Consider the following 21,306-nt stretch of genomic DNA (forward strand, 5'->3'; position numbering starts at 1 on the left):
GAGAGGGAGCCGCAAGCATGGGTTCTGTAGCCTGCCCGCAGCGTCCCCAGGCCGCTGACCTGGACTGGGCCACGTTGGCGCTGGCCGGCGCCGCGCACATCCGGCCGGTGGACACAGCAGGCCGAGGGGTGTCCGATTCGCTATTCTCCGATGCCAGTGGGTCCGCGCACGGGCTCGCCGTCGCTACCGAGGAGGTGGGTCCGGTCACCGGTTCCGAGGACGAGGGCACCCGGGTGGAGAGCGAGAGCGAGCGCAGCGCCCGTTTCGAGCGCGACGCGCTGGGCTTCCTCGACCAGATGTACTCCGCCGCGCTCCGTATGACGCGGAATCCGGCCGACGCCGAGGACCTGGTCCAGGAGACGTACGCGAAGGCGTACGCGTCCTTCCACCAGTTCCGCCAGGGCACCAACCTCAAGGCGTGGCTGTACCGCATCCTGACCAACACCTTCATCAACTCCTACCGCAAGAAGCAGCGGGAGCCACAGCGCAGTGCCGCCGAGGAGATCGAGGACTGGCAGCTCGCCCGCGCCGAGTCGCACATGTCGACCGGTCTGCGGTCCGCGGAGTCCCAGGCCCTGGACCACCTCCCGGACTCGGATGTGAAGCAGGCGCTCCAGGCGATCCCCGAGGAGTTCCGCATCGCGGTCTACCTCGCGGACGTGGAGGGCTTTGCCTACAAGGAGATCGCCGACATCATGGGTACGCCCATCGGCACCGTGATGTCCCGTCTGCACCGCGGTCGCAGACAGCTTCGCGAAATGCTGGAGGACTACGCCCGCGAGCGCGGCATGGTCCCGGCAGGCGTCGCCGCCGGAGGGTTGGACGAGTCGCACAACCGGAAAGGCTCGGGCTCATGAGTAGCTCTGACCCGAAAGAGACGAACTGCTCTGAGGCTCTGGACCATCTCTACGAGTATCTGGACCAGGAGATGCCCGACGTCGATCGGGACAAGCTGGCCGAGCATCTCGACGAGTGCTCCCCGTGCCTGGAGAAGTACGGCCTGGAGCAGGCGGTCAAGAAGCTCGTCAAGCGGTGCTGCGGCCACGACGACGTGCCCTCGGACCTGCGCTCGAAGGTCATGGACCGCATCGACCTGATCCGGGCCGGCGAGGTGCTGCCCGAGGACACCGTGGTCGACATGGCCGGCTACCGGCACTCGCCGCCGGAGGGCGTCGCCGAGAGCATCCCCGAGGGTCGGAGCGAGCCGGACAGGCCCGCCGCGCAGGAAACGCCGCAGCCCGGCGGGACGCGCAAGCAGACCCACTGAGCGGCGGGCCCCGCGCGGGTCCGCCGCCGCACCTCCTCCGCGCCGCTCCGCTTCCCCCGCCCGGGCTGCCCGAAGCGTCCGGGCTTCCCGAAGCGCCTCCGCGCGGGGCGCGGTCGCTGGCGGCGCTGTCCGGGCGTCCTTCTGCCGCCGGCCCGGGGCGTGTACGCCTGGTGGAGCCGGTACGCCGCCACCGTTCGGTGTGCGTGAGCCGGGCGGCCTCTTCGGATTCCCGTGCCGAGGCTCCGGCCCGGAGCCTCTCGGGTGCGGCCCTCTGCCCCCCCAGACGCGGCTCTCTGCCCTCCACCGCTGCCCGAGCCCTCCCTGGCGCCCTTGGGTCGCCGCTGCATCGCCGCGTCCCCGCTGACCCGCGTCCCCGCTGACCCGCGTCCCTGCTGCCCCCGTTCCTCTCGCGTGCCTCCGTGTGGTGAAGCAAGCTGATCCCAGGACGTACGGCCAACTGTCGAGCCGGTGTCCGAATCGGGCCGCACGACTACCCCGTCACCGGTCCGGATCGGTTCGACTCCCGGGTAATGAGCACACCGCGAGGTGGGCATGGTTGGATGCGGGAACAGCGGCCCGAGCGAGCGAAGCGGAGTCCTCGGCGACTTCGGGAGCCCTCGGACGGGTAACTCCACTACCAACAGGCGGGAACCAGGCGGGATCATCGTGAAGTTCTTCGGCAGGGTGCGGCATCGGCCGTCCACGGACTGGCGGTTGGCCACCGACCGCGCGTTCACCCTCATCGGCGACGGCCGTTACGAGGACGCGGGCGCGTTGCTGACGCGTGCCGCCGATCTCGAACCCTGGCTGTCGGAGTCCTGGTTCAACCTCGCGCTGCTGCACAAGTTCCGGCACGACTGGGACCGTGCCAGAGTCGCGGGCCTGCGGGCCGTGGCGCTGCTGGACCGGTCCGCGGGTGCCCCGGACTGGTGGAATCTGGGCATCGCCGCCACCGCGCTGCAGGACTGGCCGCTGGCACGGCGCGCCTGGCAGGCGTACGGCCTGCGGGTGCCCGGTCCGGCGCCGGCCGAGGCGTCCCCGAACGCCGAGCCGACGGGCATGGGGCTGGGCAGCTCCGCCGTGCGGCTGTCGCCGGAGGGCGAGGCGGAAGTGGTCTGGGGCCGCAGGCTGGACCCGGCCCGCATCGAGGTGCAGTCCATTCCGCTGCCGTCCTCGGGGCGCCGCTGGGGCGAGGTGGTGCTACACGACGGCGTACCGCACGGTGAGCGCACGCTGATGTCCGGTGCGTCGCTCTCGGCCTACCCGGTTTTCGACGAGATAGAGCTCTGGGCGCCCTCGCCGGTGCCCACCTGGGTGGTGCTGCTGGAGGCGGCGGCCGAGGAGGACCGGGACGCGCTGGAGGCGCTCGCGGCCGAGGCCGGGTTCGCCGCCGAGGACTGGTCGTCCTCGGTGCGGCTGCTGTGCCGTTCGTGCTCGGAGTCGCGGATGCCCAGCGACCAGGGCGACGGCGAGCTGCGCCAGGATCCGCACGACCACAGTGCGCCGGGTCGGCCCGGCCCGCTCGGGCACATGGCGCCCGGAGGCCCGGGCCTGCTGTGGACCCCGGAGCGCGAGTGCGGGATCGCGGCGCCGCGCGGCCTGGTGAAGGGCCTGCTGGACAGCTGGGTCGCGGACAGTCCGGAATCGCGTGCGTGGCGTGATCTGGAAGAGGTCTGCTGAGGCGCTTCGCACGGCCCCGTACCCTGTAGGCCGATATCTGGTCGGTTGAGGAAGGCGTACGGCGGACATGGCCCAGCAGCAGGAGACCCGGTCTACGGACGAGACAGCCGAGGACGAGTTCATCGTCGACACGGAGGACTGCGAGGCGCGGGAGCAGGCGTACCGCGAGCGGGGCACGGCCCGCCCGATCACGGTGGTGGGGAATCCGGTGCTGCACCGCGAGTGTGCGGACGTCACCGAGTTCGGGCCCGAACTCGCGGCGCTCGTCGACGACATGTTCGCCTCCCAGCGGGCCGCCGAGGGCGTGGGGCTCGCCGCGAACCAGATCGGAGTGGACAGCAAGGTCTTCGTCTACGACTGCCCGGACGACGACGGTCTGCGCCACGTCGGTGTGGTCTGCAACCCGGTTCTGGACGAACTCCCGCCGGAGCGCCGCAATCTGGACGACAGCAACGAGGGTTGCCTCTCGGTGCCGACCGCGTACGCCTCGCTGGCACGTCCCGATGTCGCGGTGGTCCGCGGCCAGGACGCCGAGGGCAAGCCGATCGTGGTGCGCGGCACCGGCTACTTCGCACGCTGCCTCCAGCACGAGACCGACCACCTCTACGGCCGGCTCTACATCGACCGGCTCTCCAAGCGCGAACGCAAGGACGCGCTGCGTCAGATGGAGGAGGGCACGCCCCGCTACGAGACCGTGCCGAACGACTGAGCCGGGTTTCCGGTCCGCTGCGGCCGCCCGCGCCGATGCCCGGCGCGAGGCGGCCGCACGTCTGCCACGGCCTCGCCGCTCGGGGTGCGTTTGATTGCATCGGCCATGGTGGCAGCGGTGCCAATGGTCCGCCCACTGGTAGTTCTCCGCGCGTAGTTGACGCGTTGTGAGCGGTGGGCCAACCTCGGTTCCCATGTGGAGACGACGCGTGCCGAGGGCCCTTCTCGCATTTGTCATGGCCGCGACTGGCGTGGTGGGTTTCACGGCTGCCACCGCCTCGACCGCACAGGCCGACGAGTGCTTCACCTGGGACCGTACGCTCGCTCCGGGCGACACCGGCGCCGATGTGACCGAGCTCCAGATCCGGGTCGCCGGCCACCCCGCCCCCGGTGAAGTGCTCACCGTCGACGGCGACTTCGGGCCCGCCACCGAGGCCGCGGTCGGACGTTTCCAGAGCGCGTACGGGCTGGAGTCCACCGGCGTCGCCGACTCCGGCACCTTCGACAAGATCTACGAGCTGCAGAGTCCGGACTGTTCACCCGCGCACTTCGAGTTCAGCGAGCTCAACACCTGCAACTCCGACTGGAGCGGCGGGAAGGTGAGCGCCACCGAGGCCAGGGAGAACGCGAAGCGGACCATGTGGAAGCTGGAGGCGATGCGCAGGGCGCTCGGCGATCAGCCGATCCGGGTCACCAGCGGGTTCCGATCCGTCGCCTGCAACGACGCGGTGGGCGGCGCGCCCGACAGCCGCCATCTGTACGGCGATTCGGCCGACCTCGGTGCCTCGCCGCACTCCCTGTGCACCCTGGCGAAGGCCGCCCGCGACCACGGCTTCAACGGCATCCTCGGCCCCGGATACCCGGGCCACGACGACCACACCCACGTCGACCACCGGCCCGCCAAGTTCTGGTCGGCCCCCGGCTGCGGAATCTGAGCCCGGTCGGACCGACCCCTTCCGCGAGCAGCGCGCCCGTACGACCCGTACCGGTGCGCAGCCGCCCCCACGACCCCCACTTCACCACCGGAACCGGAAGGTACCCCCACATGAAGAAGCTCGCGAAGCGCACCGTCGCCATCGGCGCGGTGCTGGCGCTGCCGCTGCTCGTCGTCCCCGGCTCGGCCCAGGCCGACAGCGGGGCCGCCGGCGACGTCGGCAGCGCCGCCAAGATCAGCCACTCGCAGGCCGCCTCGATGTTCCAGGGCGCAGGCATCCCCTGGACCTCCAGCGGCAACTGCTCGGACCGCAACAAGCCCAACTGCACCTCGTTCGAGCAGATCCACGACCACACGGTGCGCGGCGCCATCACGCTGAAGTCGGCCAGCGGCTGCGCCATCAACGTGACCGGCGGCACCGAGACCGGCCACGCCGACGGCCAGTACAGCCACTGGAACGGCTACAAGCTCGACATGTCGCTCTCCAGCTGCATCCAGAACTACGTGGACGCCAACTTCGCCTACATCGGCGGCAACAAGTGGCAGTCGGGCTCCGGCAACATCTACTACCGCGAGGGCAACCACTGGGACATCACCTTCCACAACTGCGGCGGCTGCTGACCCCGGCGGTCCCACAGCGCGCAGCAACGCGGCCCGCCTCCCCGTGTGTCGGGAGACGGGCCGCGTCGGCCGGTGGGCGCGGGGCGTCATCGAAGGCTCAGGGATTCAGTGCTCCCACAGCCCTTTCATCACCCTCCGCAGCACCCACCGCCCTCTCAGCCTCAGAACTCGTCGTCGAAGCTGACCGAACCCTCGACGGCCACCTGGTAGGCGGAGGCCCGGCGCTCGAAGAAGTTCGTCAGCTCCTGGACGTTCTGGAGCTCCATGAAGCCGAACGGGTTCTCCGAGCCGAACACCGGCTCCAGCCCGAGGCGTACGAGCCGCTGGTCGGCGACGCACTGCAGGTACTCGCGCATCGACTCGGTGTTCATGCCCGGCAGTCCCTCGCCGCACAGGTCGCGACCGAACTGGAGCTCCGCCTCGACGGCCTCCTTGAGCATGGCGGTGACCTCGCGTCCGAGCTCCTCGTCGAAGAGCTCGGGCTCCTCCTGGCGGACGGTGTCCACCACGTGGAAGGCGAAGTCCATGTGGCAGCTCTCGTCCCGGAACACCCAGTTGGTGCCGGTCGCCAGGCCGTGCAGCAGTCCGCGCGAGCGGAACCAGTACACGTAGGCGAAGGCCCCGTAGAAGAACAGCCCCTCGATACAGGCGGCGAAGCAGATCAGGTTCAGCAGGAAACGCCGGCGGTCGGCCTTGGTCTCCAGCCGGTCGATGCTCTCGACCGAGTCCATCCACTTGAAGCAGAACTGCGCCTTCTCCCGGATGGAGGGGATGTTCTCCACCGCGGCGAACGCCTCGACGCGCTCGTCGTGGTCGGGCAGATAGGTGTCGAGCAGCGTCAGATAGAACTGGACGTGCACGGCCTCCTCGAAGAGCTGCCGCGACAGGTAGAGCCGCGCCTCCGGGGAGTTGATGTGCTTGTACAGCGTCAGCACCAGGTTGTTCGCCACGATCGAGTCGCCGGTCGCGAAGAAGGCGACGAGTCGGCCGATCATGTGCTGCTCGCCGGCCGACAGCTTGGCGAGGTCGGCGACGTCGGAGTGGAGGTCGACCTCCTCCACGGTCCAGGTGTTCTTGATGGCGTCCCGGTAGCGGTCGTAGAAGTCCGGGTAGCGCATCGGGCGCAGCGTCAGTTCGAAGCCCGGGTCGAGCAGGTTCTTCTGGTCGGACGCGGCGGAGGCGGTGTGGCCGGCGGAGGGCCTGGTCTCTTCCGGTGTGGTGGTCATTACTGGCAGGCCTCGCAGGACTCGGGGTTCTCCAGCGAGCAGGCGACGGCTTCCTCGGCCTCGGCGATCTGCTGCGCGGGGATGGGGGTCGGGGACTTCTGGCTCACCGTCGCCGCCCGTGCGGACTGGGCGATGCGGGTGGCCGGGCGCGAACGCAGGTAGTACGTGGTCTTGATGCCGCGCTTCCAGGCGTAGGCGTACATCGAGCTGAGCTTGCCGATGGTCGGCGCCGCCATGAAGAGGTTCAGCGACTGGCTCTGGTCGATGTAGGGCGTACGGGCCGCGGCCAGGTCGATCAGCGCGCGCTGCGGGACCTCCCAGGCGGTGCGGTAGAGCGCCCGTACGTCCTCGGGGACGCCGGGCAGTTCCTGCGCCGAACCGTTGGCGTCGCGCAGCGCCTGGCGGGTCTCGTCGTTCCACAGGCCGAGCCGCTTCAGCTCGTCCACCAGGTAGGTGTTGACCTGGAGGAACTCACCGCTGAGCGTCTCGCGCTTGAAGAGGTTGGAGACCTGCGGCTCGATGCACTCGTAGACACCGGCGATCGAGGCGATGGTGGCGGTCGGGGCGATCGCCAGCAGCAGCGAGTTGCGCATGCCGGTTTTCGCGATCCGGGCGCGCAGCGCCTCCCAGCGCTCGGCCCAGGCGGGCTCGGCGTCGGGGTAGTGGTCCGGGTGCAGCACGCCCCGGGCGGTACGGGTCTCGCTCCACGCGTCGTGCGCGCCGTGGCGCTCGGCGAGATCGGCGGAGGACTCGTAGGCGGCGAGCATGATGCGCTCGGAGATCCGGGTGGAGAGCTCCTTGGCCTCGGGGGAGTCGAAGGGCAGCCGCAGCCGGAAGAAGACGTCCTGGAGCCCCATCAGACCCAACCCCACCGGCCGCCAGCGGGAGTTGGAGCGCTCCGCCTGCTCGGTCGGGTAGAAGTTGATGTCCACCACGCGGTCCAGGAAGGTGACGGCGGTGCGCACGGTGGCGTCCAGCCGCTCCCAGTCCATCTCGCCGTCGTCGCCGAGGTGGGCGGCGAGGTTGACCGAGCCGAGGTTGCACACGGCGGTCTCGCCGTCGTTAGTGACCTCGAGGATCTCGGTGCAGAGGTTGGAGGAGTGGACGACCCGGCCGGACTCCGCGGTCTGGTTGGCGGTGCGGTTGGCGGCGTCCTTGAACGTCATCCAGCCGTTGCCGGTCTGCGCGAGGGTGCGCATCATCCGCGAGTACAACTGGCGTGCGGACACCTGCTTGTTGGCCAGCCCCGCCTCCTCGGCCGCCCGGTAGGCGGCGTCGAACTCGGCGCCGTACAGGTCGACCAGCTGCGGGACGTCGGCGGGGGAGAAGAGCGACCACTGGCCGTCCGCCTCGACCCGGCGCATGAACTCGTCCGGAATCCAGTGCGCGATGTTCAGGTTGTGGGTCCGGCGCGCCTCCTCGCCGGTGTTGTCCCGCAGCTCCAGGAACTCCTCCAGATCGGCGTGCCAGGTCTCCAGGTAGACGCAGGCCGCGCCCTTGCGGCGTCCGCCCTGGTTCACCGCGGCGACCGAGGCGTCCAGGGTGCGCAGGAAGGGGACGATGCCGTTGGAGTGTCCGTTGGTGCCGCGGATCAGTGAACCCCGGGCGCGGATGCGGGAGTAGGACAGCCCGATGCCGCCCGCGTGCTTGGACAGCCGCGCGACCTGGTGGTAGCGGTCGTAGATGGAGTCCAGCTCGTCCAGCGGCGAGTCCAGCAGGTAGCAGGAGGACATCTGCGGGTGCCGGGTGCCGGAGTTGAAAAGCGTGGGGGAGGAGGGCAGGTAGGAGAGCGTGCTGGTGAGCCGGTAGAGCTCGGCGACGTCTCCGAGCGCCTTCTCGCTGTGGTCCTCGGCCAGTCCGCAGGCCACCCGGAGCAGGAAGTGCTGGGGGGTCTCGATGACCTGGCGGGTCATCGGGTGGCGCAGCAGGTAGCGGGAGTGGACGGTGCGCAGGCCGAAGTAGCCGAAGCGGTCGTCGGCGCCGTCGGCCACCGCCCGGTCGACCAACTCGTCGAGCGCGGCGGCGTGTTCGGCCACGAACGCGGCTGTGCTGTCACCGATCAGGCCCTCGCGGTGGCCCACCGCCACGGAGGCGGCGAAGGACACCGCGCCCTGGCTCGCGGCCTCGTCCCGGATGGCCAGGGTCAGCAACCGCGCGGCGAGCCGGGAGTACTCGGGCTCGTCACCGATCAGGGCGGCGGCGGCCTCGGTGGCCAGCGACCGCAGTTCGGCGTCGTCCGAACCGGCGTTGCGACCGCGCAGCGCGGCGGTCGCCACCCTGTCGGGGTCGACGGCGGTCAGATCGGCCGTGAGATCGGTCAGCGTACGCAACAGCGTGGCTGATACGGGCTCCGTGGGGGCGATGGTCACGGGGCGGTCTCTCCCTCGCTCGGCAGTGGGCTCGAGGGACGAGGACAGCAGGGGCGCACACGGAAATGACGGCGCGGGGCCGCGGATTCACATGGCGTCCCGGAGTCCAACCCACGAGACCCGGACGTTTTGAGATGCTGCCGACAGGTCGTCGGACTCGCGCGTCCGGCCGTTGTGGGCCCGCGCGCACACCGTTGCGGGACAGTCCCGGATTCGCACCGGGTTCCCCTGCTGCGGCAGCGAGACCGAGCATACATCTTGTGGTGCGTGATTCACGTACCCCCATATGTTGTGTCTGTTGCTGACCCGGGGTCATCGATTTGCTGCTGCGTGCTCGGGCCGCGACAAGCCCGGAAGCGGCGCCCGAGGAGGGTTCGGGAAGTGTTTGCAGTGTCCTTCCGGACGATTGCCGAGCCTCGGCGTGTCGCCCGCGGGCGGGCTTCCTCTCCGCCGGCGGCGGCGCACACGACCGCGGGGCCCGCTCCGACGGAACGGGCCCCGCGGGCCGAGGCGTTGCACGGAACCGGGCAGTGCCGGTTCCGCGGGCGAGGGGTTCAGCAGCAGCGGAACCCCTCGCGGGGGTCGTCCTCCGCCGCGTCGGTGCGCCGGCGTTCGAACTCCCGGCGGCTGAGCGGGGACGCACCCGGATTGTGGGCGCGGGCATGGGCGAGGTAGCGGTCGTACGCGGACTCGCCGGTCAGCTCGCGCCAGTACCAGCGCAGCTTTCCGGCCAACACGCGCAACCGTCCTGTGCGTTCTCTCACTTCCACATCCGTGTCCTCACGCTTCCGAGTGAACTCCCGCTCCGGCAGGGGCTTTCCGCCCCCGCCGGAACGGGACTGCGGACCGGCGGCGTTCAGCCGGTCCGACGGCCGCGGCTCACCGTGCGCCGGTGGCCGGGTCGCCGCTGTCGGACCGGGAAGCCTCCGCGAGTTCGGCCTTCTCCTCGGCCGTCGGGAAGAATCCGGCCGGTGCGACGATCCGGGACTGCTCGAACTTCGCCTCGTGCAGCACGACCTGCTCCGGGTACCGGATCGCGCGGTAGCAGACCCGTCCGGCGTCCACCAGGATCACGATCACCAGCAGCGCGAAGAACGCGGCCAGCACGCCGTTGACGGTCGAGTTGAGCACGACCGTGTGCATGTCGTCCATGTCCTTGGCCGGTGCGATGACCTTGCCCGCGTCGATCGCGTCCGCGTACACCTGGCGCTGGGCGAAGAAGCCCACGGCGGTGTCCCCGGAGAAGATCTTCTGCCAGCTCGCGGTGAGGGTGACCGCCACGTCCCACGCCAGCGGAACCGCGGTGACCCAGGCCCATTTGAGCCGCCCGGACTTAACCAGCAGCGTGGTGCACACCGCGAGCGCGACGGCGGCCAGCAGCTGGTTGGCGATACCGAAGAGCGGGAAGAGCTGGTTGATGCCGCCGAGCGGATCGTGGACTCCGGCCCACAGGAAGTAGCCCCAGCCGCCGACCACGACCGCACTGGCGATCCACACCCCGGGCTTCCAACTGACCTCGCGGAACGGCTTGTAGACGTTGCCCAGCATGTCCTGGAGCATGAACCGGCCGACCCGGGTGCCGGCATCCACGGTGGTGAGGATGAACAGCGCCTCGAACATGATCGCGAAGTGGTACCAGAACGCCTTCATTCCGGCGCCGCCGATCACCGCGGAGAAGATCTCCGACATTCCCAGAGCAAACGTCGGTGCGCCGCCGGTGCGCGAGAGCAGGCTGTCCTCCTCGACCGCTGCGGCCGCGGCTGTCAGATCCTGCGGGGAGATGGTGAATCCGAAGTTCGCCACCGCCTCCGAGGCGGACTGGACGGTGTCGCCGATGGCTCCGGCGGGCGCGTTGATCGCGAAGAAGAGACCGGGGTCGATGATGCAGGCGGCGACCATCGCCATGATGGCCACGAAGGACTCGGTCAGCATGGCGCCGTAGCCGACCATCCGGACCTGGGTCTCCTTCTGGATCATCTTCGGCGTCGTGCCCGAGGCGACCAGCGAGTGGAAGCCGGAGAGCGCGCCGCAGGCGATGGTGATGAAGACGAAGGGGAAGAGCGAGCCGGCGAACACCGGTCCGTCCCCGCGCGAGGCGAACTCGGTCACCGCGGGCATCTTCAGCGTCGGCATCGCGACGATGACACCGATCGCGAGCAGTGCGATGGTGCCGACCTTCATGAAGGTCGAGAGGTAGTCGCGCGGCGCCAGCAGCATCCAGACCGGCAGCACCGAGGCCACGAAGCCGTAGATCACCATCCACACGACCAGCGCGCCCGGCGAGAGCGTGAAGGTCTCCGCCCAGGAGGACTCGGCCACCCAGCCGCCGGAGACGATCGCCAGCAGCAGCAGGATGACGCCGATCACCGACACCTCGGTGACCCGGCCCGGTCGCAGCACCCGCAGATAGAAGCCCATGAAGAGCGCGATCGGGATGGTCATCGCGATCGAGAAGACACCCCAGGGGGATTCGGCCAGAGCGTTGACGATCACCATGGCGAGCACCGCGAGCAGGATGATCATGATGGCGAAGACCGCGATCAGCGCCGCCGCTCCACCGACCGGACCGACCTCGTCCCTGGCCATCTGCCCCAGCGAACGCCCGTCGCGCCGCGTGGAGAAGAAGAGCGTGACCATGTCCTGCACGGCGCCGGCGAAGATGACGCCGACCACGATCCAGATCGTGCCGGGCAGATAACCCATCTGTGCCGCGAGCACGGGGCCGACCAGCGGCCCGGCGCCGGCCACCGCCGCGAAGTGGTGCCCGAAGAGCACCCGGCGGTCGGTGGGGTGGAAGTCGACGCCGTTGTTGAGGCGTTCGGCGGGGGTGGCGCGGTTCTTGTCGACCTTCAGGACCCGGTTGGCCAGAAAGCGCGAGTAGAAGCGGTAGCCGATGGCGTACGTACCGAGGGCGGCGACCACCATCCAGGTCGCCGACACCTCCTCGCCGCGCGCGAGGGCGAGCATCGCCCATCCGACGGCGCCGGCGATCGCGACCAGGGTCCACACGACGATCGACCTCGGACTGAGCCGCTCACCGGAGGACTGGTGCTTGTCGGGTGGTGCTGCGGCCGGTTCTGGCATGGTGGCGACTCCGTTTCCTGCGACTCCTGGGGTGACTCCTCAGTCAAACGCGCAGGAAATCTAAGGCAGAGTGCGCCGATCGTCACTAGGCCGTCCGCCGAGTGGAAGACGAGCGGTCGCGATGTGCGCCGAACGGCGGCGTCGGCGCGGGCCGTCGGCCGCCTGCCACGGCTGCGGGTACGCCCCTCCCGGCGCCGCCGCTACCGGTCCGGCCGCCTGAGCCTGGCCACGAACTTGTACCGGTCGCCGCGGTACACCGAGCGCACCCACTCCACCGGTCTGCCGTCCTTGTCGAAGGAGTGCCGGGAGAGCAGCAGCATCGGCAGCCCCACGTCGGTGCCGAGCAGACCGGCCTCGCGCGGTGTGGCGAGCGAGGTCTCGATGGTCTCCTCGGCCTCCGCGAGCTGGGTGTCGTACACCTCCGCGAGGGCGGTGTAGAGCGAGGCGTACTTCACCAGGCTCCGCCGCAGGGCGGGGAAACGGCGCTGGGAGAGGTGGGTGATCTCGATCGCCATCGGCTCGCCGCTGGCCAGCCGCAGTCGTTCGATGCGCAGCACCCGCCCGCCGGTGTCGATGTCGAGGAAGGCGGCGAGCCGGTCGTCGGCCGTGACGTAGCCGATGTCGAGCAGCTGCGAGGTGGGCTCCAGGCCCTGGGCGCGCATGTCCTCGGTGTAGGAGGTGAGTTGGAGCGCCTGGGAGACCTTGGGCTTGGCGACGAAGGTGCCCTTGCCCTGGATGCGTTCCAGCCGGCCCTCGACGACCAGCTCCTGGAGCGCCTGGCGCACGGTGGTGCGGGAGGTGTCGAACTCGGTGGCCAGGGTGCGTTCGGGCGGCACCGGGGTGCCGGGCGGCAGGGTCTCGGTCATCTCCAGCAGATGCCGCTTGAGGCGGTAGTACTTCGGCACCCGGGCCGTACGGCCCGCGGCGCCGGCCTCCGCCGGGGTGCGGCCCACGCCGTCCTCGCCGGCCCGTACGCGCCCGTTCGGCCCCTGCTGTGCTGCTGCGGTCACCGCATCCTCCGACTTCGCTGCCCGGCCGCCAGTCGCGACGCCGTCCGTTGCCCTGTGGGGCGAGAGTCTTCCACCGTGCCCGACGCGGGCGCGGTCGCCCGGTGCCGGAGCGGCTCCGGGCAAGGGGAAGCCCGGTGCGGGCGGTCGGGGTCGCCCCTTCTTATACACCTCGCCGGCCGCTCGGGTCTTCCCCAGGTCTCCGGGGCCGCCGACGGGCCACCATTCTGGTCTAAACCATTAAAGTGCTCCAGTCCGCGCGTGGCCAGGGGATACGCGCGTTTCCCGGTGCGCGGCGCACGGCGGGGAGGCGGCGCGCCGGCAGGGGGCGGCCCGCTCGTACGGGCGTCGACGGGGACGGGCGCCAAAGCGATGCCCGCCCGGGGGAGTTGGCCGCCCGCCTCGCGTTGGTGTCGTTCCCGTAACGGACATCGGAGCCACTCACCGGCACTCTTGACACCCTTAAAGGTCTAGGCCAGAGTGCGGGCACTGGTCCAGACCATTTGGGGCCAGCGCCCCAAGTTCCCCGCGGTGCCAGTGCGTTGACCGTCCGGTCGGGAGGGGCCATCCGACATCCTTGAGGAGGGTGTGACGTGCGGCGGAAGCTCACAGCGACCATTGGTTCCATGGCGATGCTCGCCACGCTCGCGGCCTGCGGTGGTTCAGGCAGCGACAATTCGTCGAAAGACCCCAAGGACCGGGACGACACGCTCACGGTCTGGCTGATGAACGACGCGGAGAGCACCTGGCCCGAGCTGGTCAAGGACGTCAACGCGCAGTTCAAGAAGAAGTACCCCAAGGTCAACGTCAAGGTGCAGTTCCAGCAGTGGGGCGACAAGGCCAAGAAGCTGGACACCGCGCTCGGCGGCAGCAAGTTCCCCGACGTCGTCGAGCTCGGCAACACCGAGACGATGACCTACATACTCAACGGCGCGCTGGCCGAGATCGACGAGAAGAAGTACGACAACAGCGACACCTGGATCCAGGGTCTGAAGGACACCTGCACCTTCGAGGGCCAGATGTACTGCGTGCCGTACTACGCCGGCGCCCGCGTCGCGGTGATGAACACCGAGATGTTCGAGAAGTCCACCGGCTCCGAGGAACTCCCGAAGACCGAGGACGACCTGAAGAAGGCACTGAAGAAGGTCGAGCAGGAGTACGGCTCCGACAAGGCCTTCTCCGCCCTCTACCTGCCGGGCAAGTACTGGTACGCCGCGATGTCCTACGTCGCCGGGTACGGCGGCCAGATCGCCGAGTTCGACGAGGGCGCCAAGGAGTGGAAGGGCACTCTCAGCAAGCCCGAGGCGCGCAAGGGCATCCAGCACTTCGTCGACCTGGTCAAGGACTGGAACAACGCCGACAAGACCAAGGACGAGCAGGACCACGCCAACGTGATGGCCAACGGCAAGGCCGCCGTGATCTACGGCAACGGCTGGGAGGCCGAGTCCGTGGTCACGGGCGAGAGCGGCAACCCGAAGATGAAGGGCAAGGTCGACATCGCGGGCATGCCCGGCCCCAACGGCAAGCCGCTGCCCTCCTTCATCGGCGGCTCCGACCTCGCGGTGATCGAGAAGTCCAACGTCAAGGACCTCGGCGAGGAGTGGATCTCGCTCTTCACCAGCGAGAAGTCCATGAAGGTGCTGTCGGCCAAGAACATCCTGCCGAACAACACCAAGCAGCTCGAACCGCTCCAGAAGGACCCGAAGACCGCACCGATCGCCAACGCGGTGCCGGACGCCTGGTTCACCCCCATCGCTCCCGGCTGGACGGCCGTGGAGAAGCAGCTGGTGCTGGAGAACATGCTGCTGGAGATCCTGCGCGGCGGTTCGGTGGAGTCGGCGACCAAGAAGGCCGACGACAAGATCAACGAACTGATCAACACCGAAGCCTGAGCCTCCCCCCATACGTACGCGCCGCGGGCCGGAACCGCACCCGAGCCCGCGGCGCGTACCCCACGCGGACGGTCGGCGCGCGGTTCAACCGCCGCCGCCCGTACTGCACTTGTGGTGAACTGATCGAACGGAAGGCCGTACAGTGACCGCCGCTGACACCGAAGCCGCCGCACCACCGGCCGACAGCGAACCCCCACCGCCCACCGGACGGAAGTCCGGCCGGCCCAAGGGCGGCGGCAGAGCCACCGCCCGCACCGGCGGGGCGCTGCTGCCGTATCTGCTGATCGGCCCCGCGATCGTGGCCATCGCCGCGATCTTCGCCTGGCCGCTCGTCAAGACCGTGATCATGTCCTTCCAGGACATGGGCCGCCGTGAACTGTGGACCGGCGACTCGCCGCCGTGGGTCGGCTTCGAGCAGTTCAGCACGATCCTGGGCGACTCCCACTTCTGGTCGGTGACGTTCAAGACCGTGCTGTTCATGGTCGTCTGCGTCACGCTCACCATGTCGCTGGGTCTCCTCATCGCCATGTCGATGCAGCGGATGTCCCCCTGGGTGCGACTGCTGCTCACCGGTGCGCTGATCGCCGCCTGGTCGATGCCGCTGCTGGTGGCGACCTCGGTCTTCCGCTGGCTCTCCGACTCCGACTACGGCGTCATCAACAGCACGCTGAGCAAGATCCCGGGGCTGGACTTCCAGGGACACAACTGGTTCCTCAACCCCTGGCAGGGCTTCACCATCATCGGCGCGGTGGTGATCTGGGGCGCGATCCCCTTCGTCGTCATCACCCTCTACGCGGCCCTGACCCAGGTGCCCAAGGAGCTCGAGGAGGCCGCCAAGCTGGACGGCGCCAACTCCTGGGGCGTCTTCCACCACGTGGTCTTCCCGGTGATCAAGCCCGTCTTCCAGATGGTCGCGACCCTCTCGGTGATCTGGGACTTCAACATCTTCGGCCAGGTCTTCCTGATGCGGGGCAACAAGCCGGAGCCCGAGTACGAGCTGCTGGGGATCTACTCCTTCCAGAAGGCGTTCACCAGCTCCTCCTTCAGCCAGGGCACCGCCATCGCCCTCATCACCGTGCTGCTGCTGTCCGGTGTGGCCGCGTACTACCTGCGTCAGCTGCTCAAGACGGGAGAAGTCGAGTGAGCACCACCACGACCGCGCGCACCTCCGAGGGCGCGGACACCGAACGGGCGCAGACCCCGCCGAAGAAGCCGGCGACCCGCAAGTACCGGGCCGACCGCCGGCCGAACCGGATCGGCTTCAACATCTTCGGGCTGGTCGCCTTCGTCGTCATGGCCTTCCCGGTCTACTGGCTCGTCCTCAGCGCCTTCCGCCCCAACAGCGAGATCCGCAGCTACGACCAGTCCCTCTTCCCGACCTCGGTCACCTTCGACAACTTCGTACGGGCCACCGAGACGCGGTTCTTCTGGACGGCAATCCAGTCCAGCCTGATCATCTGTGTCACCGCCGTGCTCGGCGCGATGGTGCTCGGCACGATCGCCGCCTTCGCCATCGGCCGCTTCAACTTCGTGGGCCGCAAGGCGTTCATGATGGTCCTGATCGTGGTGCAGGTGCTGCCGCCGACCGCGATGCTGATTCCCATCTACGTACAGCTGAACTCCATGGGCGCGCTCAACGAGTACTGGGGCGTCATCGTCGTCTACCTGGTCTCGGTGCTGCCGTTCAGCATCTGGATGATCCGCGGCTTCGTCATCAACGTGCCCAAGGAGCTCGAGGAGTCCGCGATGGTGGACGGCTGCTCCCGGATGCAGGCGTTCTGGAAGGTGATGTTCCCGCTGCTCGCGCCGGGCATCGCGGCGGCCTCGATCTTCTCGCTGATCACCGCCTGGAACGAGTACCTCTTCGCGTACGTCATCATGCAGGACAACGACAAGTACACGCTGAACGTGTGGCTGATGAACTTCACCACCGACCGCGGCACCGACTACGGCGGGCTGATGGCCGGCTCCGTGATCGTCGCCGTACCCGTCGTCATCTTCTTCATGATCGTCCAGAAGAAGATGGCCGCGGGCCTCACCTCCGGCGCAGTGAAGGGATAGCTCGACCGATGACCACCCTCACCTCCTCCCAGTCCACCCTCACCAGGAACGCGCTGGCGGTGCTCCAGCCCGGCTTCGTCGGGACGACCGCCCCCCAGTGGCTGCTGCGCTGTCTGGACGAGGGGCTCACCGCGGTCGGCCTGTTCGCCCGCAACATCGAGTCCCCCGCCCAACTCACCGAGCTGACGGCCCAGTTGAGGGCGGTACGGCCGGAGGTGCTGGTGGCCATCGACGAGGAGGGCGGGGACGTCACCCGGCTGGAGGCGCACACCGGCTCCTCCTTCCCGGGGAACCTCGCACTGGGCACCGTCGACGACCCCGACCTCACCCGCGACGTCGCGGCCGAGCTCGGCCGCCGGCTCGCCGAGTGCGGCGTCAACCTCAACTGGGCGCCGTCCGCGGACGTCAACTCCAACCCGGGCAACCCCGTCATCGGAGTGCGTTCCTTCGGCGCGGACCAGGAGCTGGTCGCGCGGCACACCATCGCCTACATCGAGGGCCTTCAGTCCGCCGGAGTCGCCGCCAGCACCAAGCACTTCCCGGGCCACGGCGACACCTCCGTCGACTCCCACCACGCCCTGCCCCGCATCGACGCCGATCTGGAGACGCTGCACGCGCGCGAACTCGTCCCCTTCCGCGCGGCCGTGGCCGCCGGCACCAAGGTGATGATGAGCGCGCACATCCTGCTCCCCGCCCTGGACGAGTCGCTGCCCGCCACCCTCAGCCCCTCCGCGCTCACCGGGCTGCTCCGCGCGCCGATCACCGAGGGCGGCCTCGGCTTCGACGGGCTGATCGTCACCGACGCGGTGGAGATGAAGGCCATCGCCGACCACCACGGCGTCGAACACGGCACCGTGCTCGCCATCGCCGCGGGCGCGGACGCGATCTGCGTCGGCGGCGGGCTGGCGGACGAGGCCACCGTGCTGCGGCTGCGCGACGCGCTGGTCGCCGCCGTGCACAGCGGCGAGCTCCCCGAGGAGCGCCTCGCCGAGGCCGCCGGCCGGGTGCGCGCACTGGCGGAGTGGACGTCCGCGCACGCCGACGCCGCGGCGCAGCGGCCGGTACGGGCCGACGTCGGCCTGGTCGCCGCCCGCCGCGCCCTGCACGTCACCGGTGCCCGCCGCGGGAACTCCGAACTGCAGGTGGCCGCCTTCACCCCGATGCGCAACATCGCCGTCGGCCACGAGACCCCGTGGGGCCTGGCCAACGAGCTGGAGCCGCTGCTGCCGGGCACCACCACCGCCGACTACCGTCGCGAGCACGCCGAGGCGGAGGGCACCGAGGCGCTGGCCGCCAGGGTGCTCGCCGAAGCGGGCGAGCGCACCATCGTCGGGGTCGTACGGGACGTGCACCGGCACCCGTGGATGGCCGAGGTGCTGGCAGCGGTGGTCGCGGCCAGGCCGGACACCGTGGTGGTGGAGATGGGGGTGCCGCAGGCACCGCCGACCGGCGCCCTCCACCTCGCCACACACGGCGCGGCCCGGGTCTGCGCCCGTGCCGCCGCCGAGGTCATCGCCGGTACCGCGAACGGGAGTTGAGCCCCGTACGCGGTGCGCCGTGACAAGTATTGAAGGCTTGTGGCGAGAGTCTGTTCAGAGCATGGACAGACAAGCCTGGTCTAGTCCACAATCGTGGGCACGCACAACGCTTCCGCTCTCCCCGCACAGGAGGGCGGAACGAGATCGCGGTCACTTTCTGCCCTGACGGTGCCGGGATCTCCGATCGCTCCGGGCTGCGGTGCCGGACGGGCTGAGGGTCCCGTTCAGGCGCCGCGGCCCGAAGTGCTTTCCGGGCCCGATCCGGCTCAATCCGGCCCGTGCTGCCCCGCCCGCGCCCACCGCGCCGGCTCCACGTGCGGCCACTCCCGGCGTCCCGCCCCGACGCCCCGCCGCTTCGGAAGTCGAACGAGAGCCCCTGGCAGGCCGTACGACAGCGACAGCGGCTCCCGCCGCGTCCACACGCAGCACGCAGCACGCAGCACGCAGCACGCGGCACGCAGCACGCAGCGCACGGCACGTCGCGTCCGCACCCCGCGTCCGCCCACCCCGTCTGCCGCGTCCGTGCCGCCCGTATCGGCGCACCGGGCTCACAGGCGGGCGGTACGGGGCCCGGAGGCGGCAGCGACTACGCTCGTCCGTGTGCCCTCCATGAACGATCTCGTACGGCAGCACACCGCCCTCGGCGAGGCCGACCTCGACTGGCTCCATCTGCTGGTTTCCGAGTGGCAGTTGCTCTCGGACCTCTCCTTCGCCGACCTCGTGCTCTGGGTGCCGACCAGCGACGGCACCCGGTACGTGTCGGTCGCGCAGATGCGACCCAACACGGGTCCGACCTCCCACCAGGACGACATGATCGGCCATCTGGTGCCGCGCGGTCGCAGGCCGCTGCTGGACTCCGCGCTCGACGGGGGCCGGATCGTCCGCGAGGGCGACCCGGAGTGGCGGGAGGAGGTGCCGGTGCGGGTCGAGTCGATCCCGGTGCGCCGGGCCGGCCGGGTCCTCGGCGTGATCGCGCGCAACACCAATCTGCTGACCGTGCGCACCCCCAGCCGGCTCGAACTCACCTATCTCCAGAGCGCTTCCGACCTGGCGCAGATGATCGCCGCGGGGTCGTTCCCCTTCGTCGACCAGCAGGCGGACACGGATGTCTCTCCCCGGGTGGGAGACGGGCTGATCCGGCTCGACGCCGACGGGCTGGTCCAGTACGCCAGCCCCAACGCCCTCTCCGCGTACCACCGGCTGGGCCTCGCGGCCGATCTGGTCGGCCTCCACCTGGGCCGCACCACCGCTCAACTCGCGCCGGTGCGTGGACCGGTGGACGAGTCGCTGGTCAAGCTCGCGAGCGGCTGGGCGCCCCGCGAGACGGAGATCGAGGGGAACGAGTGCGTGATCCAGCTGCGCACGATTCCGCTCAACCCCAAGGGCAACCGCATCGGTTCGCTCGTACTGCTGCGCGATGTGACGGAACTGCGCCGGCGCGAACGCGAGTTGCTCACCAAGGACGCCACCATCCGGGAGATCCACCACCGGGTCAAGAACAACCTCCAGACCGTCGCCGCGCTGCTGCGCCTGCAGGCCAGGCGGATCGACTCCCAGCGCGGACGCGAAGCCCTGGAGGAGGCCGTACGGCGCGTCGGCTCCATCGCCATCGTGCACGAGACGCTGTCCCAGAACCTCGACGAGCGCGTGGAGTTCGACGCCATCGCCGACCGGGTGCTGGCGATGGTCGCGGAGATCTCGCCCGGCCGGGTGGAGGCACGACGCAGCGGCAGCTTCGGCATTCTGGACGCGGAGGTCGCCACCCCGCTGTCCATGGTGCTGACCGAGGTGCTCCAGAACGCCCTGGAGCACGGTTTCGGTCCGGGGGAGCAGGGAGCCGTCGAGGTGGGCGCGGTGCGCGGCGCGTCTGCGCACACGACGCACCCGCAGCACCCGGCGCCGCACTCGCCGCATCCGGCGCGCTCCTCGCATCCGCGGCTGATCGTCACGGTGCAGGACAACGGCAAGGGACTGCCGGAGGGTTTCGACCTGGAGCGCACCAGCAGTCTGGGACTTCAGATCGTCCGCACGCTGGTGGAGGGGGAGTTGGGCGGGCTGTTCACCATGGCGCCGGGGGAGGAGCGCGGTACTCGCGTCACTTTCGACATTCCGCTCACCTCGGAGAAACGTTGATCGCCGTCCTGCTTCGCACGCGCGGGAAGTGAGGTTTCCGCGCACTCGCGGGAGAAACGGTGACCGCCCGGCGAAAGGGCGTCAGAACGCGGCAGAGCCCCGCCGTGAGAATCTCGGCGGGGCTCAACTCGCGTGAGTGTGTCGGGTGTTGTTCTTCACCCTGGCACTGCGTTGCTGCGGCTCGGGGGCAGCGGCGCGAAGGGGGCGGTGGGCGTCAGGCAGTTGCCTTGCGAGCCCGGTTGCGGGCGGCGCGGCGCTTCATCGCGCGGCGCTCGTCCTCGCTGAGGCCACCCCAGACACCGGAGTCCTGACCGGACTCCAGGGCCCACTGCAGGCACTGCTCCATGACGGGGCAGCGGCGGCAGACGGCCTTGGCTTCCTCGATCTGCAACAGCGCAGGACCGGTGTTGCCGATGGGGAAGAAGAGCTCGGGGTCTTCCTCGCGGCAAACGGCGCGGTGACGCCAGTCCATGGCTGCTCCATCTCCTACGTATTGCGGTAAGTACGTTGCGTTGCTTGTGAATGTGAACGCTTTCACGAATCCCCCAACAACGGAAGGTCCCGCAGTCGAATGTGACGCGGGTCCCAGGTGTTGGTAAGGGGGGTTGTGGCTCTCAAGGGGCCCGGTGAGGGGCTGTCCCGATCGCCATGAAGAGACTCGCAAACCTCGGCGTGGGATACAAGCCCTTCCGGCAATCTTTTTTTGATTCCTTGGTGTCGCATCGCTCACAGCCGTACTTCTAGTGGGTGGAGCATGGCCTAAACGTTCGAGTAGAAGGACTTTGG

The 21,306-nt window shown here is 69.5% G+C and carries 17 protein-coding genes and 1 riboswitch; of the genes, 11 read left to right on the forward strand and 6 right to left on the reverse strand.

Annotated elements, in window-relative coordinates:
- Positions 1-17 precede the first annotated feature (17 nt).
- The 6 genes from MTQ01_RS15355 to MTQ01_RS15380 all read left to right on the forward strand — a co-directional run bounded on the left by MTQ01_RS15355 (position 18) and on the right by MTQ01_RS15380 (position 5,210).
- The gene (locus MTQ01_RS15355) at positions 18-857 is read left to right on the forward strand and encodes a sigma-70 family RNA polymerase sigma factor (RefSeq protein ID WP_247490775.1); all 840 of its coding nucleotides are present in this window, start codon (positions 18-20) and stop codon (positions 855-857) included.
- Positions 854-1,267: a mycothiol system anti-sigma-R factor gene (gene rsrA, locus MTQ01_RS15360; protein WP_247490776.1), complete on the forward strand. Its 414-nt coding sequence runs from the start codon at positions 854-856 to the stop codon at positions 1,265-1,267. Before MTQ01_RS15355 ends, rsrA begins: the two co-directional genes overlap by 4 nt.
- Before the next feature lie 666 nt (positions 1,268-1,933).
- Positions 1,934-2,947, forward strand: coding sequence for a hypothetical protein (locus MTQ01_RS15365; RefSeq protein WP_247490777.1), 1,014 nt, complete (start codon positions 1,934-1,936; stop codon positions 2,945-2,947).
- A gap of 67 nt (positions 2,948-3,014) precedes the next feature.
- Positions 3,015-3,656 carry a peptide deformylase gene (def, locus tag MTQ01_RS15370; protein WP_247490779.1) on the forward strand — a complete coding sequence of 214 codons (642 nt, stop codon included), beginning with the start codon at positions 3,015-3,017 and terminating at the stop codon, positions 3,654-3,656.
- 235 nt (positions 3,657-3,891) lie between these two features.
- Positions 3,892-4,590 carry a D-Ala-D-Ala carboxypeptidase family metallohydrolase gene (locus MTQ01_RS15375; RefSeq protein ID WP_247490781.1) on the forward strand — a complete coding sequence of 233 codons (699 nt, stop codon included), beginning with the start codon at positions 3,892-3,894 and terminating at the stop codon, positions 4,588-4,590.
- Positions 4,591-4,700: 110 nt separating this feature from the next.
- Positions 4,701-5,210 carry a hypothetical protein gene (locus MTQ01_RS15380; RefSeq protein WP_247490782.1) on the forward strand — a complete coding sequence of 170 codons (510 nt, stop codon included), beginning with the start codon at positions 4,701-4,703 and terminating at the stop codon, positions 5,208-5,210.
- A gap of 161 nt (positions 5,211-5,371) precedes the next feature.
- Here MTQ01_RS15380 and MTQ01_RS15385 read toward each other — a convergent pair whose 3' ends face one another.
- From MTQ01_RS15385 to MTQ01_RS15405, 5 genes are all read right to left on the reverse strand, one after another.
- Positions 5,372-6,436, reverse strand: coding sequence for a ribonucleotide-diphosphate reductase subunit beta (locus tag MTQ01_RS15385; protein ID WP_247490784.1), 1,065 nt, complete (start codon positions 6,434-6,436; stop codon positions 5,372-5,374).
- Positions 6,436-8,805, reverse strand: coding sequence for a ribonucleoside-diphosphate reductase subunit alpha (locus MTQ01_RS15390; protein WP_247490786.1), 2,370 nt, complete (start codon positions 8,803-8,805; stop codon positions 6,436-6,438). Before MTQ01_RS15390 ends, MTQ01_RS15385 begins: the two co-directional genes overlap by 1 nt.
- Positions 8,806-8,929: 124 nt before the next feature.
- Positions 8,930-9,070, reverse strand: a riboswitch (cobalamin riboswitch).
- Positions 9,071-9,359: 289 nt separating this feature from the next.
- Entirely contained in the window at positions 9,360-9,569 is a 210-nt protein-coding gene (locus tag MTQ01_RS15395) for a YbdD/YjiX family protein (protein WP_247490788.1), read from the reverse strand.
- A 115-nt stretch (positions 9,570-9,684) separates the two neighbouring features.
- Positions 9,685-11,889 carry a carbon starvation CstA family protein gene (locus MTQ01_RS15400; RefSeq protein ID WP_247490790.1) on the reverse strand — a complete coding sequence of 735 codons (2,205 nt, stop codon included), beginning with the start codon at positions 11,887-11,889 and terminating at the stop codon, positions 9,685-9,687.
- Between the two features lie 200 nt (positions 11,890-12,089).
- Positions 12,090-12,899 carry a GntR family transcriptional regulator gene (locus MTQ01_RS15405; protein ID WP_374207753.1) on the reverse strand — a complete coding sequence of 270 codons (810 nt, stop codon included), beginning with the start codon at positions 12,897-12,899 and terminating at the stop codon, positions 12,090-12,092.
- 590 nt (positions 12,900-13,489) lie between these two features.
- Between MTQ01_RS15405 and MTQ01_RS15410 the strand changes: the two genes are divergently transcribed.
- The 5 genes from MTQ01_RS15410 to MTQ01_RS15430 all read left to right on the forward strand — a co-directional run bounded on the left by MTQ01_RS15410 (position 13,490) and on the right by MTQ01_RS15430 (position 20,520).
- Positions 13,490-14,788 (forward strand): sugar ABC transporter substrate-binding protein, encoded by a 1,299-nt coding sequence (locus MTQ01_RS15410; RefSeq protein WP_247490791.1) that lies wholly within the window; start codon positions 13,490-13,492, stop codon positions 14,786-14,788.
- Positions 14,789-14,930: 142 nt separating this feature from the next.
- A complete protein-coding gene (locus MTQ01_RS15415; RefSeq protein WP_247490793.1) occupies positions 14,931-15,932 on the forward strand; it encodes a carbohydrate ABC transporter permease in 1,002 nt (333 codons plus the stop codon).
- A 110-nt stretch (positions 15,933-16,042) separates the two neighbouring features.
- On the forward strand, positions 16,043-16,849 hold the full coding sequence (locus MTQ01_RS15420; protein WP_247491269.1) for a carbohydrate ABC transporter permease: 807 nt from the start codon (positions 16,043-16,045) through the stop codon (positions 16,847-16,849).
- A gap of 8 nt (positions 16,850-16,857) precedes the next feature.
- Positions 16,858-18,387, forward strand: coding sequence for a glycoside hydrolase family 3 protein (locus MTQ01_RS15425; RefSeq protein WP_247490794.1), 1,530 nt, complete (start codon positions 16,858-16,860; stop codon positions 18,385-18,387).
- A gap of 609 nt (positions 18,388-18,996) precedes the next feature.
- The gene (locus MTQ01_RS15430; RefSeq protein ID WP_247491271.1) at positions 18,997-20,520 is read left to right on the forward strand and encodes a PAS domain-containing sensor histidine kinase; all 1,524 of its coding nucleotides are present in this window, start codon (positions 18,997-18,999) and stop codon (positions 20,518-20,520) included.
- 214 nt (positions 20,521-20,734) lie between these two features.
- Here MTQ01_RS15430 and MTQ01_RS15435 read toward each other — a convergent pair whose 3' ends face one another.
- Positions 20,735-20,992: a WhiB family transcriptional regulator gene (locus MTQ01_RS15435; RefSeq protein ID WP_211039019.1), complete on the reverse strand. Its 258-nt coding sequence runs from the start codon at positions 20,990-20,992 to the stop codon at positions 20,735-20,737.
- Positions 20,993-21,306 lie beyond the last annotated feature (314 nt).

Origin of the sequence: Streptomyces sp. XM4193 (assembly GCF_023072595.1) — a bacterium.
GTDB lineage: Bacteria > Actinomycetota > Actinomycetes > Streptomycetales > Streptomycetaceae > Streptomyces.